The organism is Chryseobacterium electrogenes, from assembly GCF_053553015.1.
Map to the genome: position 1 here is coordinate 2719375 of NZ_JBNPPB010000002.1, position 16341 is coordinate 2735715.

At 34.5% G+C, this 16341-nt stretch carries 11 protein-coding genes and 1 rRNA gene; 9 read left to right on the forward strand and 3 right to left on the reverse strand.

Going from position 1 to position 16341, the window contains the following annotated elements:
• The first annotated feature begins 46 nt into the window (after positions 1-46).
• Positions 47-154, forward strand: a 5S ribosomal RNA gene (gene rrf, locus ACQQ6V_RS12490).
• Between the two features lie 391 nt (positions 155-545).
• On the opposite strand, the gene pncB is transcribed toward rrf, so the two are convergent.
• Both pncB and ACQQ6V_RS12500 read right to left on the reverse strand, forming a co-directional pair.
• Complete coding sequence (gene pncB / locus ACQQ6V_RS12495) at positions 546-1724, reverse strand: nicotinate phosphoribosyltransferase (protein WP_448845844.1); 1179 nt, start codon at positions 1722-1724, stop codon at positions 546-548.
• A 244-nt stretch (positions 1725-1968) separates the two neighbouring features.
• A complete protein-coding gene (locus ACQQ6V_RS12500; RefSeq protein WP_448845845.1) occupies positions 1969-3600 on the reverse strand; it encodes a leucine-rich repeat domain-containing protein in 1632 nt (543 codons plus the stop codon).
• Positions 3601-3704: 104 nt separating this feature from the next.
• Here ACQQ6V_RS12500 and ACQQ6V_RS12505 point away from each other — a divergent pair, with 104 nt between their 5' ends.
• Positions 3705-5303 (forward strand): DUF8728 domain-containing protein, encoded by a 1599-nt coding sequence (locus tag ACQQ6V_RS12505; RefSeq protein WP_448845846.1) that lies wholly within the window; start codon positions 3705-3707, stop codon positions 5301-5303.
• A 1-nt stretch (position 5304) separates the two neighbouring features.
• Here the strand turns inward: ACQQ6V_RS12505 and ACQQ6V_RS12510 are convergent, their stop codons facing one another.
• A complete protein-coding gene (locus ACQQ6V_RS12510; protein ID WP_448845847.1) occupies positions 5305-6228 on the reverse strand; it encodes a hypothetical protein in 924 nt (307 codons plus the stop codon).
• A gap of 150 nt (positions 6229-6378) precedes the next feature.
• Between ACQQ6V_RS12510 and rpsL the strand changes: the two genes are divergently transcribed.
• The 7 genes from rpsL to ACQQ6V_RS12545 all read left to right on the forward strand — a co-directional run bounded on the left by rpsL (position 6379) and on the right by ACQQ6V_RS12545 (position 16340).
• Positions 6379-6792, forward strand: a complete 414-nt coding sequence (gene rpsL / locus ACQQ6V_RS12515; RefSeq protein WP_448845848.1) for a 30S ribosomal protein S12 — start codon at positions 6379-6381, stop codon at positions 6790-6792.
• 23 nt (positions 6793-6815) lie between these two features.
• Positions 6816-7292 carry a 30S ribosomal protein S7 gene (gene rpsG / locus ACQQ6V_RS12520; RefSeq protein ID WP_448845849.1) on the forward strand — a complete coding sequence of 159 codons (477 nt, stop codon included), beginning with the start codon at positions 6816-6818 and terminating at the stop codon, positions 7290-7292.
• 6 nt (positions 7293-7298) lie between these two features.
• Entirely contained in the window at positions 7299-9416 is a 2118-nt protein-coding gene (gene fusA, locus ACQQ6V_RS12525) for an elongation factor G (RefSeq protein WP_448845850.1), read from the forward strand.
• Between the two features lie 18 nt (positions 9417-9434).
• Entirely contained in the window at positions 9435-9740 is a 306-nt protein-coding gene (gene rpsJ / locus ACQQ6V_RS12530; RefSeq protein WP_056035238.1) for a 30S ribosomal protein S10, read from the forward strand.
• Between the two features lie 325 nt (positions 9741-10065).
• Positions 10066-12450: a TonB-dependent receptor gene (locus ACQQ6V_RS12535; protein ID WP_448845851.1), complete on the forward strand. Its 2385-nt coding sequence runs from the start codon at positions 10066-10068 to the stop codon at positions 12448-12450.
• A gap of 47 nt (positions 12451-12497) precedes the next feature.
• Positions 12498-13841, forward strand: coding sequence for a DUF4374 domain-containing protein (locus tag ACQQ6V_RS12540; RefSeq protein ID WP_448845852.1), 1344 nt, complete (start codon positions 12498-12500; stop codon positions 13839-13841).
• Between the two features lie 324 nt (positions 13842-14165).
• On the forward strand, positions 14166-16340 hold the full coding sequence (locus ACQQ6V_RS12545; protein ID WP_448845853.1) for a TonB-dependent siderophore receptor: 2175 nt from the start codon (positions 14166-14168) through the stop codon (positions 16338-16340).
• Position 16341 lies beyond the last annotated feature (1 nt).

Here is a 16341-nt window from a genome sequence, read left to right on the forward strand (position 1 = left end):
GCTAAATAGCCAACACTAAATACCCAAAACTAAAATATACCTTATTTAGGGTGGTTTTAGCAGAGGGGCTCACCTGTTCCCATTCCGAACACAGAAGTTAAGCCCTCTAGCGCCGATGGTACTGCTAACGCGGGAGAGTAGGTCGCCGCCAGTTTTTTTAAAGCTCAATCATTTAGTTGATTGAGCTTTTTTTTGGTCTATACTTTTGAAAAAAGACGAAAGATATTAAACTTTAGAAGTTAGATATTAGAAATGTGATGAAAAGACATGAGAAACGAAATGGCATATCACCGTATCTCGACATCCTCGAATTGTCGCATCGTCCTCGCGCTAGGGATAGAAGCGGTTATCCTTTTTCTTTTGGCTTCTGGTGATTATTGTAATAGATTTTGAGGTGATGAAGTTCTAAACAACGAAATATAGACACTGAAATAAGAAAAAGATAGTAGCGGATAGCCCGGTGACATAGCCTAAGCCTGGACCTAAGCAAGGAAGGATAGGGCAAGCGCCATAGAAAAGTAAAAAAAAAGATTAGAACCAATGTCCTAATCTTTTATTCTTAAAAATTCTTTTGCAAGTTCTATCATTTTAGGGTCTCCGGTATATTTCCCTTTTTCGTCTGATAGTTTTACTGTTGGAATCCATTCGTTATTAATACCTTTTACAGCAATTAATTTCATAACGATATTCATTGGCTTTAATCCTACATCATTGGTAAGATTAGTGCCTATACCGAACGAAATACCAATTTTTCCTGAACAAGCATTGGTTATTTCTTCTACTTTTTCTAGATTAAGTCCATCTGAAAAGATGATGTATTTAAACATTGGATTGATGCCTAAACTTTTATAATGCTTAATGGTTTTTTCTGCAAATTCTATAGGATCGCCACTGTCATGTCTTACACCGTCAAATAGCTTCGAGAATTTTTTATCGAATTGTTGGAAAAAGATATCCGTGGTATAAGTGTCTGATAAAGCTACTCCAAGATCGCCACGATAGACATCTATCCAATGTTCTAAAGCTAGAGAATTAGCCATTTTGAACCCAAATTCTGCAGCGTGAAACATAAACCACTCGTGGGCATGTGTACCAATTGGTTTTACGTTAAACATCATTGCAAAATGAACGTTAGATGTCCCGATAAATGTAGAGTTTTTGTCTTTAAGCAAAGCTTCCATCACTAAACGATGAACGCGGTAAGAGTGCCTTCTCCTGGTACCAAATTCTGCAAAAGAAGCATTGAGTTCTGTGAGATGTTTGGCTTTTTCTACGGTTTTATTAATGACCTCTTCATTGGATTGTCTTTCTAGATGGTTCATCTCGTAGTGCAGCTCACTGATTAATGATAATAAGGGTACTTCCCAAAGAATAGTACGATACCATAGACCTTCTACGCTTACTTTTAGGTTATTTTCTTGTTGTTCTATTTTTACCTCTGAGGGATCAAAATGATAGCCTTCTAGAAAATCTAAATATGGCAAGCTTAGATATGGACAGGTTTTTTTGAGATATGCTTTTTCGTCTTTGCTTAACTTAAGGCTTGCCATGGCATTAACTGCCTTGCGTAATTCTTCTGCAAATCCTGTTGGAAATAAATGTTGACCTCGGTTGATGAATTCATATTTTACAACTTCGTTGGTGAATAGTTTTACGACTGCATTTTGCATCGTGATTTTATAAAAATCATTATCCAATATTGAATGAAGACGAACTTCTTGCATATTTTTGTTTTACACAAATTTAACAAAATATTCAGTTTTAATGAGGATTTTGAATGAAATTATCAATTAGCTCATAGGCTAAGAATGACTTTACTTTCAATAATAGCCCCGATGGAAGCGACATCCTTAACTTTTGGAGTGAGGCGGCGAAGCGTAGCGGAGCCGTCCGAGCGAGAAAAGCTAAGATACAGCGGACAGCGGGACACAATGACCGACCGAAATAGATATAGGCTTGCTCCTTATATTATTGCTTAATAAATTTGAAGTTTTTATATCCAGAATTAGTTTTAATATTAATAATGTAAGTGCCAGACGGTAGGTGAGAAATATTGATTTTCTGTTGTTTTGTGGTTAGGATTTGTTTCCCACTCAAATCATAGATAGAAGATGTTTCAATCTGATATTTTGAGCTGTAAATATGAATGAAATCAGATGCAGGATTGGGATATATTCTTATGTCTTTTATTATATTATCGTCCGTCCCTAGTACTTTTACTAAAGATATAGGTTCTCTAAATAGGGATAACTGCATGATATAAGAGTCTAATTTTTTGACATAAAAAGCTTCTGCTGTATATGTTCCATAATCATTTTCTTGTACTTTGTTGATGTTGTAATTTTCTGTTGTAACTTGTGTATATTCTCCAAGATTTTTGAACCAAGAAAAGCTATAATCATCGCCAGAAAGTGATTGTGAGAGTTTTGCGGATTGTCCTAAAATCCCTAGTACTTCTTCTAATTCTTTATCATAACGTTGAGGAGAATAATATAGTCTATCTGCTATAGTCTGATGATTGCTAATATAGTTGGAGATAGCTTCTGTAGTAAATCTATTGTTACTAAGGTCACAGATTGTAGGGATATTAGTAGGAATAGATCCTTCAAGATTATTATTGGCTACTGACAACATCATAAGGTTAGAAAGCGTCAATAATTCTGACGGAAAAGCACCTTTAATACCGTTGTCATTAAGAAATAACTGCTGTAAATTTTTGAAGTGCATTAAATTAGCATAAGCCGATGTAATTTTGTTACGACCAACATTAAGATGATAGAGCTTCGATATTTGTTTTAACTCTACAGGTACTTGCGTAAAGAGGTTGTTTTCTAGTGAAAGCCATTCTAGCTTTGAGAAATTATTAATGCCCGATAAAGCACTTAATTGGTTATGGCTAAGATCTAAAGTTGTTAATTGGTTAAGAACTAAAATGTCAGCTGGGATTGTCTTAAGTTGATTGCCCGATAATGATAAACTTTGTAATGATGTTAATCCTCTAAGATTATTGAATCCTCCAATAAGTTTATTATTACTAAGGTCAAGGTCATTCAGTTTTGTATAACTACTAATTTTTTGTGGTACGGTGGTTAATTCTAGATTAGAAAGATTTAGAATTTTTAATACAGAACTAGATTGCAATAGGTTATCTACATTATTAATCTCAAATAAATTATTACCAATATTAACTTCTTCTAATTGAGAAAAGTTACCAAGAGCAATAGCTGGATCTCCTGTAAGTCTATTATTACTAATATCTAATCTAATCAGATTAGCTAATGAAGATACACTAGGAGAGAGTTCTCCCGATAGTTGGTTATTACTAAGGTCTATTTTTTTTAAACTTTGGAAAGTTGCTAGATTAGCAGGGAAAGTTCCTTTTAGAGCATTTCCTTTAAGATTTATTTCTTGTACGCGGCTATTTTTTACGATAATACCATACCAAGTTCTTGGATCTTTAGTCAAGTCCCAAGTTTGGCTCCAATGTGCGCCATTTGTAGTATTATAGATCCCAATTAGTGCATCTCTTTCAGCGTTGGATATGCTCCATTGTGCGCCTAGCCAGCTGGTAATCAATAAAAAGAATAAAAGTTTTTTCAAGATTATTAGTTTAAGTATGCAAATATAAATTTTAAATAGATTCTAAAAGTTATTTTTTAGGTAATAGGATATAAAATGTTTATTTTCGTGTGAAATTATTGGGCATGCAGAAGTATTTGTACTATTTTTTAGGAATATTTACAATTTTTATAGGTTTTTACTTATGGTTAGGTTGGTCTCAATTATTGGGACAATCTTACGTTTACTCTTTAGATGATGTTTATATCCATCTTGCAATCTCTAAAAATTTTGTAGAATATGGCTCTTGGTCTATCAATCCGTACCAATTCGATAGTGCATCGTCTTCTATTTTGTATACCTTAATATTATCAGGATTAATAAAATTGTTTGGAACAAATATTTATTATCCAATGTTGGTTAATATCTTTTTTGGATATGCAACCGTCTATCTTCTTTACCGATTTTTTAAAGATTTTTATGGCGAGACAGAGTTAAGGTTGGCTTTAGTCTTATTTCTTCCCTTCACTTTATTGTATGTCATGACAATTCTCGGGATGGAACACAGTATCCATATGTTCTTAATGGTATTAATAATTTATTTGTTAAAATTAAATCTCAACAATAATTTTGAACGATCTAGCTATTTTAAATTTCTAATTTGTCTTTTTTTTGTAGCCTTGGTAAGATTCGAAAGTATGTTTTTAACCTGTATCGTTTCGTTTTTATTGTTATATAAAAAACAATGGAGTAGAGCAACGGGAGTTATTTTGGTAGGATCTATCCCGATTATTATTTTTGGACTAATTTCAATTAAAAATGGAGGCTATTTCTTCCCGAATTCTGTTTTGATAAAGGCTAAAATTCCGTCAGAACATGGTTTTATCGGAAGTCTTTTCAGCATATTTAAAAAAGGAATTTTATTCAATCTTAACTTTTACAAATATCTATTCTTTCCTACTTGCCTTATTATTTTATATTGGACCAAAGTTTATTATAAGAAAAGTAATTTTAAGACTTTCGTTGATCAAGAATTTATTAGTATTTCGATATTATCTGTGGGATTGATGCAAGCGCTTTTTGGTGAATTAGCTTTCCGTTATGAGAATTATGTCATGATTTCTGTTTTGCTAATTATTACTCCAATCATTATTTTCTTTGTTAAATCTAATAAAAAGGTTAAACACTGGTCTTTTAACAAAATATCGAGCAATATATTTATTTTGATGATTTTAGTTTTGGCGGCTTATAGAGTGTATTATCATCATCCAGTGCTGAAAGTTGCATCCAAAAATATCCAAGAACAACAGATGGAAATGGCACGATTTATAAATACCTATTATAAAGGAGAAAAAGTATGTGCCAATGATATTGGTGCGATTGCTTATTTCGGAAATGCTCAACTTTTGGATTTAGTAGGGTTGGGATCTACAGATGTGGCGACGTTTATTATGAAGAATAAAGATCTTCCCAACAACGATTATAATACTGCCACAAAATCCTTTTTTCAAAATTATACCAAGTCTCATTATCAGAAAATTGCGGTCATCTATCCAGAATGGTTCCCGGGACAGATTCCGGATTCTTGGATTCCTGTGATGTCTTGGACTATAAAAAACAACCGTGGCTCTGCACGAGATACGGTTGTCTGGTATGCTGTAGATCCTAAAGAGGCTTTAGAACTTAGTCGTAATCTTAGTCAGTTTGACCTTAATTCTAATGTAGAACAGCGCTGGATTAAGTAGATTATTTAATCTTTTCCATAGCTAATCTTACTTTTTGCTTGTCGGGTTGCTGTTGCTTGCACTCTTGGATGTCTGCGGGAGATCTATCCTTGATAAAGTCGTTGTAATCTTTACAATTTTTAAAAATATTAAATTCTTTATTAGCGTAATCCCAAACGACACCTTTATAGGAGTTCATTGCTTGCATACTGTCATATGAATTTGTTGGATATGTTGACTTTGAACTTCCAATAACTGCCACAACGCCAGATTGAGAAGCTAAACCTTTTGCCCAAACATTACCGATATTAATTTCCGTATATTGATAATTATCGCCGCCCATGCTTACACGTGCAAAAGAATTGGGATTGTCGCTATCTTGGGCATTATCATTTTTGTTTCTGTTATTAAGAATCGCTTTTACGTTAAAGTATAATATGCCATTATATACGACTGCAAAAATATTTTTTAATTTAGAATCGTTTTCATCGAAGAAAAAACAAATGTTTTCCTCGTCATCCACCACCGGTTTTTCAAAACCTTGCAGTCCTTTTTTAGTTAATGATTTTTTCTGAGTTGGAACTTTGTTAATAAAGTCTTGCTTAGTAACATAGATGCCTTCTTCATAACTAGGACGATAGAGGTTATCTGCAATATTTTTTTTGTTGTCTTGGCTTAATGGTTTTTCGTGAGTAATTGCAATAAATCTAGAATCGTCTGTGGATACAGCTTCTAGAGATTTGATAGAGTTTTCATAAAGTTCTTCTAGCTGTTTATTGCTTGCATTAAGGAAATAGGCTTTGCCATTTTTGTCCCATTTTAAATCTTTTACAGCAATACTTTCGTTAGTTGTGGTAATTAAGATGCCTTCTTTTATGTCTTTGTTAATTTGAGAAAAAGCTAAAATACTCGTGATTAAGCTTAACATAGAATAAAGTTTTTTCATATAGATTATCTTGATTTTAACACAAAAATATAGATTAAGAGAGATGTAAACAAATGATTTTTAAATATATCTAAAATTAAATTTATATAAAGATGTTTGTTATTTGGAAATAATTTTCTATTTTTGCACCCTAAAATAAAAAGCAATTAAATGCCTACTATTCAACAATTAGTAAGAAAAGGAAGAGCCTCGCTTGCCAAGAAGAGCAAATCGGCTGCCCTAGATTCTTGTCCACAAAGACGCGGTGTATGTACGAGAGTATATACCACTACCCCTAAGAAACCTAACTCTGCATTACGTAAAGTAGCGAGAGTAAGACTTTCTAACGGGAAAGAGATCAACGCCTATATCCCGGGCGAAGGACATAATCTTCAGGAGCACTCGATAGTATTGGTAAGAGGCGGAAGGGTGAAAGACCTACCGGGAGTACGTTACCACATCGTAAGAGGAGCATTAGACACCGCTGGTGTTAGTGGAAGAACTCAGAGAAGATCTAAGTATGGTGCTAAGAGACCTAAACCAGGACAAGCTGCTGCAGCACCTGCAAAAGGTAAGAAAAAATAATCATTAAATAAGGTACAGAAACAATGAGAAAGACAAAAGCGAAAAAAAGACCGTTGTTACCAGATCCAAAATTTAATGATCAATTGGTAACTAGATTTGTAAATAACCTGATGATGGATGGTAAGAAGTCTATCGCATTCAGAATTTTTTATGATGCATTAGACATCGTTGAAGCTAAGAAAGGTGACCAAGAGAAAACTTCTCTTGAAATCTGGAAAGATGCTTTAACTAACGTTATGCCTCACGTAGAAGTAAGATCAAGAAGAGTTGGTGGTGCAAACTTCCAAATTCCTATGCCGATCCGTGCTGATAGAAAAATCTCTATGGCAATGAAGTGGTTAATTAAGTATGCTACAGCTAGAAACGATAAGTCTATGGCTCAGAAATTAGCTGCTGAAGTTATCGCTGCTGCTAAAGAAGAAGGTGCTGCTGTTAAGAAAAAGACAGATACACACAAAATGGCTGAAGCTAACAAAGCATTCTCACACTTTAGATTTTAATAAGTAATGGGTAGAGATCTTAAATTTACAAGAAATATCGGTATCGCTGCACACATCGATGCTGGTAAAACTACAACTACTGAGCGTATCCTTTTTTATACAGGAAAAACTCACAAAATTGGAGAAGTTCACGAAGGTGCTTCTACAATGGACTGGATGGAGCAAGAAGCAGAAAGAGGTATTACAATTACTTCTGCAGCTACAACTTGTTCTTGGAACTTTCCAACAGACCAAGGTAAATCTTTGCCTGGTACAAAACCTTACCACTTCAACATTATTGATACACCAGGACACGTTGATTTCACAGTAGAAGTTAACCGTTCTCTTAGAGTATTAGATGGTTTGGTATTCTTATTCTCAGCTGTAGACGGTGTAGAGCCTCAGTCAGAAACTAACTGGAGACTTGCTGATAACTACAAAGTAGCTAGAATGGGCTTCGTTAACAAAATGGACCGTCAAGGTGCAGATTTCCTTAACGTTGTAAACCAAGTTAAACAAATGTTAGGATCTAACGCTGTTCCAATTGTATTACCAATCGGTGCAGAAGAAGACTTTAAAGGAGTAGTAGACTTAATCAAGAACAGAGCAATCGTATGGGATGAGGCTGGACAAGGTGCAACTTTTGAAGTAGTTCCTATCCCTGAGGATATGAAAGCTGAAGTTTTAGAATACAGAGAGAAATTAGTAGAAGCTGTAGCTGACTATGATGATACTTTGATGGAGAAATTCTTCGAAGATCCAGATTCTATCTCTGAGGAAGAAATCAACGAAGCTTTGAGAAAAGCAACTATTGATCTTTCTATTATTCCTATGACTTGTGGTTCTTCATTTAAGAACAAAGGAGTTCAGTTTATGCTTGACGCTGTATGTAAATATCTTCCTTCTCCAATGGACAAAGATGATATCAAAGGTACAGATCCAAGAACTGAAGAAGAAATAACAAGAAAGCCAGATGTTAAAGAACCATTCTCGGCTTTAGCATTTAAGATTGCAACTGACCCATTCGTAGGTCGTCTTGCATTCTTTAGAGCATATTCAGGTAGACTAGATGCTGGTTCTTATGTTTTGAACACTCGTTCAGGAGATAAAGAAAGAATCTCAAGAATCTATCAGATGCACGCTAACAAGCAGAACCCAGTAGAGTTTATCGAAGCGGGTGATATTGGTGCAGCTGTAGGTTTTAAATCTATCAAAACTGGTGATACTTTGTGTGATGAGAAAAATCCAATCGTTCTAGAATCGATGATTTTCCCAGATCCAGTAATTGGTATCGCTGTTGAGCCTAAGACTAAAGCTGACCAAGATAAATTGGGTAACGCATTGTCTAAGCTTGCTGAAGAAGATCCAACTTTCCAAGTGAAAACGGATGAAGCTTCAGGTCAAACGATTATCTCTGGTATGGGTGAGCTTCACTTAGATATCATTGTAGACCGTTTGAGAAGAGAATTTAAAGTTGAAGTTAACCAAGGACAGCCTCAAGTAGAGTACAAAGAATCTCTTACTGCAAAAGCGTTCCACAGAGAAGTTTACAAAAAACAAACTGGTGGTCGTGGTAAATTTGCTGATATCCAATTCGAAATTGGTCCAGCAGAAGAAGGTAAGCTAGGTCTAGAATTTGTTAATGAAATTAAAGGTGGTAACATTCCAAGAGAATTTGTTCCTTCAGTAGAAAAAGGATTTAAAGAGGCTATGAAAAATGGTCCTTTAGCTGGATTCGAAATCGAAGGTATCAAAGTAACTCTTAAGGATGGATCTTTCCACCCTGTGGATTCTGACCAATTATCTTTCGAACTTGCTGCAAAGCTTGGTTTCAAAGAAGCGGGTAGAGCTGCTAAGCCAGTAATTATGGAGCCTATTATGAAGTTGGAGGTTGTAACTCCAGAAGAGTATATGGGTGATATCGTTGGTGACCTTAACAGAAGAAGAGGTACTGTAAACGGTATGGATGACAGAAATAACGCTAAAGTTATCAAAGCATTCGTTCCACTATCAGAAATGTTTGGTTATGTTACTACATTAAGAACATTATCTTCAGGTAGAGCTACTTCATCAATGGAATTTGAGCGTTACGAGTCTGCTCCTAACAATGTTGCTGAAGATGTAATCGCTAAAGCTAGAGGTTAATTTTAAATTAGATTAAAAATGTCACAAAGAATCAGAATAAAACTAAAATCTTACGATTACAGCTTGGTAGACAAGTCTGCTGAGAAAATCGTAAAAACGGTAAAAGCGACTGGTGCTGTAGTTAACGGACCAATCCCATTGCCAACTAACAAGAGAATCTTCACAGTGTTGAGATCTCCGCACGTTAACAAGAAAGCTAGAGAGCAGTTCCAATTATCAGCTCACAAGAGATTGATGGATATCTACTCTTCTTCTTCTAAAACTGTGGATGCTCTAATGAAGTTAGAACTTCCTTCAGGTGTAGATGTTGAAATTAAAGTGTGATACTAGCATACTTTGCTATGATTATAGAAATCCCTTTCCTATTTTGGAAAGGGATTTTTTTGTTTTAATTCTTATTCTTAGATAACTTATCATTTTATGTAATTATAAATTATTGAAAAAAAATTAACGTTTATTATTTATGCTAATTTATATTTGCGATAGGATTTAATTAGGTGTATAGTTTAATTTACGAGTAAATTTTATTCTGTATTGATGGTTTGTCGTTATTTTGTAAATGTAATTATTCATGATTTATGTCAGAAGTTTACGCATTTGTTTTTATTAATTCTAAATAAATCTTATTTTTGTGGAAATTTAAAAAACAATGCTTCGTAATTTTATATTAACGCTCTTTTTATTCACTTCTTTATTTTCTTATTCACAGTTTTCTGTATCCGGAAAATTATTAAATTCTAAAAATACGTCTGTTGCTGGTGCAGATGTAACCATTTCTAAAGATGGTACAGTACAATCGACTCAGACTAACAATAATGGTTTTTTTACTTTTTCAAATTTAGCTTCGGGCAGCTATAAGGTTCATTTTAAAAAAGATGCTCATAAGCAAGTAGAAGTACTTGTAATAAAAGATACTAATGTTAATATAAATGTTACTTTAAAACAAAATCATAGTGATGTAAATGACATTGATGAAGTCAGTATTGTAAAGATAAAATCAGTAAAGTCTGATCTAGAAAAGAAAGGTTTTGCTGTCAATGTAATCGAAACTAAAGAGGCTTCTGTCAGAAATACACAAACTCTAGAATTGTTAGATCAATCTGTAGGCGTGAGAATCCGTCAAGATGGAGGATTAGGTTCTAGGTTTCAGTTTAATATTAATGGCATGACGGGTAATTCTGTAAGAATTTTTATAGATGGTATCCCAATGAGTAGCTACGGACCAGCTTTCAGCCTTAATAGTATTCCTCCAGCACTTATTGATCGTGTAGAGGTTTTCAAAGGTGTTGTGCCAGGTTATCTTGCCAATGATGCTTTGGGTGGTGCTGTAAATATCGTTCTTAAGAAAGAGGCAAGAAGCTCTCTTGCAGCATCTATGTCTTATGGATCTTTCAATACTTCTCAATTTAATTTTAGTGGCTCTTACCGTGCAGATAATGGGTTTACACTGAAAGGTTCTATGTTTTATAACTATTCTGATAACGATTATGAGGTTTATGGCAGATCAGTTTATAATACCAACCCTGATGGTACCATCACTAATATTAAAGCTAAAAGATTCAACGATGCCTACTATTCTGTTGGTAGTATTGTAGAAGTAGGTGCTACAGATGTAAAATGGGCAGATCGTTTTCTATTGGGCTACACCCATTCTTCGGATTATAAGGAGCATCAGAATGGACTATTTATGAACAGGCCTTACAAAGGAAGGTTTACAAGAAGTGATATCAATATTGCTAGTCTGTCTTACGCAAAGAAAGACCTGTTTACCAAAGGTTTGGATTTTAATATGAGAGCATTGTATTCTCAGCAACATCAGCAAACCAATGATACGGTGAGATGGGCTTACAATTGGGATGGTAATAAGATGTTGGATATGAATGGAAAGCCAATCCGTTCATCTTATGGTGCACAACAAGGTGAAGCTTCTATCAGAAATGTAAAGCGTAATTCTGTTTCTTCTAACTCTGGACTTACTTATCGTATTAATTCTAATCACAGCTTTACAGTTAATCATATGTTCCAATATTTAGATCGTACTGATGATGATGAGATCAAAACTGTTTTGCAAAGACTTTACCAGGAGAAGAGTAATATGATGAGAAACAATCTTGCATTATCTTATGAATTATCGGCTTTTGATAACCGATTAAAAACATCAGTATTTGGTAAGTATTATAGCCTTTCTGCAGAAAGAGTTAAACCAATCTCTCAAAATATTAATGGCCAAGCGGTAAGAGTAGAGCAGAAGAATGATAGAAACGTCTCTGCAGAAGGTTATGGTTTTGCAGGATCTTATCTTTTGGCCAACTCAGTGATGATTATGGCTTCTGCAGAAAAAGCAGTTAGGTTACCAGAAGAAAATGAGATTTTTGGCGATGTAAGTCAGAATATGCTAGATAATTTCAATATTAATCCGGAGCTAAGTAATAATTACAATTTGGGAATCAAATTAGGGCCTTACAGACTAGCAGATCATCAGGCTTCCGTTGCAGTAAATGGTTTTTTAAGAGATTCTAGAGATAGGATTTTTAGATTCAATATAAGCAATACTTTATCGATGCCAGATGCTTCGCAAAATATAAATTATCTTAAAACTCAAGTTCAAGGTGTCGATTTCGAATTTAACTATAACTACAAAAAAGATTTTAGAGTGATGTTCAATCTATCAAAAATGAAATCTTTTATGAACCGAAAAGAAGACGTGGCAACTTACAAAGAGCAAATCCCAAATGAGCCGGTTTTTACAATGAATGCCAATGCGCAGTACACCATTCGCAATATTTTTGGTGAGAATGCCAACCTTATCCTTTTCTACAATTACCGATTTATAGATAAGTTTAGCACCATGCTAAAGGCAAAATTATCCGGTTTGGATTATTTCAGCGTACCACAACAGAATATTCAGGATGTTGGGCTTAGTTATCAGTTTCCAAAGAACGATTTCATTCTCAGTTTTGATGTGAAAAATCTTACTAACAAGCAGGCTTTTGACAATTTCGCAGTTCAAAACCGGGTAGAGCATTTTACTTAAAAATCAATTACGTATTCAATAATTTTAATAAAAAATAAATAGAAGTTATGAAAAATGAATTTAGAAAAGTATCAAGATTAGTAGCGGCACTGGCTTTTTGTGGAGCGATAGCTAGTTGTAGTGATAGTTCTGAAAATTTTGAAACACCAACTGAAAGTGCCAATGGTAGATGGGTGACATTAGCTGGTACCAAACAAGGGACAACTGCTGGTGACGGAAATGGTGGTATGGTAGTATATTCTATCTCAGAAGAAGATGCAAAAAATCCAAATAAAGAATTTTCTATTTTTGAAAATGGCTATGTTTTGCCTTCTCAAAGAACAGCACGTGTATATGCTTCTACCGATGGTAATATCTTGTATAATATTCCTTACACAGGTGATAATGGTGGTCTTTTTAACAGATACAAAATAAATGGTGGTGCCAATTATTCGCAAGATGGCGGAACAGTAAACATTGCACAATATGCGACCAACTCACCAAGATGGGGGAAATTGTACGATAAGGATCAAACAGGAGTTGCAAATAATGTTGCGGCTTTTAAACAAAATGAAGGTTCTGTTTACCAATATACGAGAGGTACAGCTACTACCGTAGCAATTGATCTTCAAAATCCCAAAATTAAAACTAACGTTGCTCAAGTTATTCCTTTATCTCCAGAAGAAGAAGTATTAGGACATCATATCTGGAGAATGGATTCTCCTACGCTTAACAGAGCTGGAGACAAGCTTTATATTGGTACTTGGATGAGAAAGATGAATCCTGCAACGGGTGAGGTAGATAATTCTGCTTATACAAGAATTGGTTCTAAGACAGTTGTTTTGGATTATCCATCTCTTAAGAATCCTAAAGTGATTACTTCTACATTAGGTTTTGGTGATACTGCAGGATATAGAAGTCTTAACAGCTTCCTTTCTGATGATGGTAATGTTTATCAAGCGACTTCTAGAGATTCTAAAGGCGGACATATTCTTAAAATTAATCAGAATAATGAGTATGATAATTCTTATGATCTTAATCTAGACAAAGCTTTAGGACTTCAAGGTGTAGCTGTAGAAAACTGGAGATATGTTGGTAATGGTATTGCTTATATCATGTACACACACCAGAATGCTACTGTTTCAACTTTAACTAACAGTAAGCAGAGTTTTGTAGCAAGAGTTGATCTTAATGCACGTACTGCAAATAGAGTAGAAGGTTTACCATATGATGTAGATATGTATTTCTTCCAGTACCAAGGTATTTTGGTACATGGTGACAACATCTACTTGCCAGTTTCTGCAATTGGGAAAGATGGTAATATCTATATCATTAATAAAAATACAGGAACTGTTACCAAAGGTGCAAAACTAAAAAATGCAGCAGGTGCTCAGTTTATCGGAGCGTTCTAAAAGCTTTAATTTTAATAATTGATAAAAAAGAGAGATTATACACCGTGTAATCTCTCTCTTTTTATTTTAATTTATTAATTTGAAATATTTTATTAAGTAATTACAAAGTTTTGATAATGAGTTGATATTTATTATTTATGTATATTTTTACCTTTATAAGAATAAAACTGTTTATTAAATTCAATTTGTAGATAATTTTTATGTTAAAATGATAGTTGTTCGTTAGTGTGTTAATTTATGTTTTTTTATGATTTATGTCAGAAGTTAATTTAATTATTTTTATTGATTCTAAATAAAGCTTATTTTTGAGAAAATATAAAAACAATGAAAAAGACAATAGCTATTTCATTTCTTGTTTTGGGTGCTAGTTTTAATGCACAGCAAGTAAGTGACACAATTCAAAAAGAAACACAAATAGATGAAGTCGAATTATTTGGCGAGCGAAACAAGAAGCCAGAGGGGTTAGAAGTTATTACAAGGTTACCTCTTAAGCCAAGAGACCAGATCCAAAGCATATCGGTTGTTTCTCACAAAGTGATTGAACAGTTGGGAGGTCTTACCATAACAGATGTTGCTAAAAATATTCCTGGCGTTACACAATTTGGTAGCTATGGTGGGACTAGAGAGAGTATGTCTATCCGAGGTTACCGTGGTATTCCTGTTCTTAAAAATGGAGTGATGATGGATTCTGATTTCCGAACTGGAGCAATGATTACTGATATGCAGGGTATTGAGAGTATACAGGTTATTAAAGGTTCCGCAGCCGTTACACAAGGAATTGGGGATGGACTTGGCGCAGCAGGAGGTGTGATTAATGTTGTGACAAAAGTACCTAAATTCATCAATCAGACCAATGTCGGTTTCAGATATGGAAGCTGGGATTTTTACAGACCAACTTTGGACTTTCAAAGGGTTTTAGATAGCAAGGGAAGAGTTGCTATCCGTTTTAATGCCGCTTATCAGGATAGTAATAGTTTTAGAAAATTTGTAAACACAAATAGAATATATGTAAATCCTTCGGTAGCTTTCCGTCCAGATGACAAAACAGAAATTGTTGTCGAGATGGATTACATGCATAATGATACAACACCAGACCGTGGTACTGTAAATCTTGCAAACGGTGATACAGAAGCATTGTATAGAATGCCAAAAGGAAAATTTACAGGTTTTTCTTCTGATAATGCCAAAACAGAAACTTTTAATTTTTCTACTACTGCTACAAGAAAATTGACTGATAATTTTAAAATCAGAGCAGCTTTTATGCAATCATCTTATAATTCTGAAATTATTGGTGCTGCTCTGGCAAAACCCAATAATCTAGGTTGGGAAATTAGAAACAGAACTCTCACAAAATCCGAAAGACAAGATCTTAACAGAGTATTTCAATTCGATTTTATTGGCGCAGATGTGAAAACTGGATTTATGAAACATACTTTTCAAGTCGGATTTGACTGGAAAGAATCTGATGTAACCACAACAGCTTATGTGGCACAAAAAGTAGATCAAATTAATGTTCTTAACGATATTAACAATGCCTTGCCGACAAGTATTGATAGAAATAATTTTACATTGTCTCCCAATAATCCTGCAAATGTATTAACACCAACCTTTGGGTTGATGGCGCAAGATGTTATTACATTTAGCAAATATATCAAAGCTCACCTTGGATTGCGATATAGCAAACTGAATGCTGTGAAATTAGACACAGATACAGAAGCTTGGAATCCATCTCTAGGTTTGATGATCTCTCCTATTCAAAATATGAATATATTCGGATCCTACACAACTACAACATCCTTGAGGTCTGCTAACAATCCTCTTTTTGATGGCGGAACAGTAGGCGCATCCAAAACCGCTCAATGGGAAGCTGGTATCAAGTCGGATTGGCTCAACGAAAAACTTCGTTTCAATGTAACGTTGTTTGATATCAAAACAGATAATTTGTCTTACAGCGTTCTTAATGATCAGGGTAACGCAACTGGATTGTATGGTCTTGCAGGAAATCTTAGAAGAAAAGGAATTGAAGTAGAATTAATAGGACGTGTTTTGACTAACCTTCAAGTTATGGCTGGTTGGGCATATCTTGATGCACAATACAAAGATAGTCCTGCATATGTAGAAGGATCCGCACCTATGAATGCACCTAAACATACTGCTAACGGATGGCTAAATTACAAATTCAATGAAGGGATCCTGCAAGGTTTAGATATTGGAGCGGGTATTTATTATGTGGGAAAAAGACCAGTTGATGAATATACACAAAAAACTATCATTTCTGGGCATGCCAATTCTGTAAAACATGGTACAAAACCTTTCCTGATGCCAGAATATACAACTGTAGAAGCGCAAGTAGGCTATCAGTTCAAAAACGGATTTGGATTGAGAGTATTTTTCAATAATATCTTTGATGCAGTGGGATATAGTTCTTACTTCAGAGGTGGATATATTGATCAGATTCAACCTAGAAATTTTGCAGCTCAGATCAACTACAAATTCTAAA

What these genes read in the sequence shown, in the direction of transcription:
- pncB (WP_448845844.1), bottom strand. Translation starts at nt 1,724, where the DNA reads ATGCAAGAAGTTCGTCTTCATTCAATATTGGATAATGATTTTTATAAA.
- ACQQ6V_RS12505 (WP_448845846.1), top strand. Translation starts at nt 3,705, where the DNA reads ATGCAGAAGTATTTGTACTATTTTTTAGGAATATTTACAATTTTTATA.
- ACQQ6V_RS12510 (WP_448845847.1), bottom strand. Translation starts at nt 6,228, where the DNA reads ATGAAAAAACTTTATTCTATGTTAAGCTTAATCACGAGTATTTTAGCT.
- rpsL (WP_448845848.1), top strand. Translation starts at nt 6,379, where the DNA reads ATGCCTACTATTCAACAATTAGTAAGAAAAGGAAGAGCCTCGCTTGCC.
- rpsG (WP_448845849.1), top strand. Translation starts at nt 6,816, where the DNA reads ATGAGAAAGACAAAAGCGAAAAAAAGACCGTTGTTACCAGATCCAAAA.
- fusA (WP_448845850.1), top strand. Translation starts at nt 7,299, where the DNA reads ATGGGTAGAGATCTTAAATTTACAAGAAATATCGGTATCGCTGCACAC.
- rpsJ (WP_056035238.1), top strand. Translation starts at nt 9,435, where the DNA reads ATGTCACAAAGAATCAGAATAAAACTAAAATCTTACGATTACAGCTTG.
- ACQQ6V_RS12535 (WP_448845851.1), top strand. Translation starts at nt 10,066, where the DNA reads ATGCTTCGTAATTTTATATTAACGCTCTTTTTATTCACTTCTTTATTT.
- ACQQ6V_RS12540 (WP_448845852.1), top strand. Translation starts at nt 12,498, where the DNA reads ATGAAAAATGAATTTAGAAAAGTATCAAGATTAGTAGCGGCACTGGCT.
- ACQQ6V_RS12545 (WP_448845853.1), top strand. Translation starts at nt 14,166, where the DNA reads ATGAAAAAGACAATAGCTATTTCATTTCTTGTTTTGGGTGCTAGTTTT.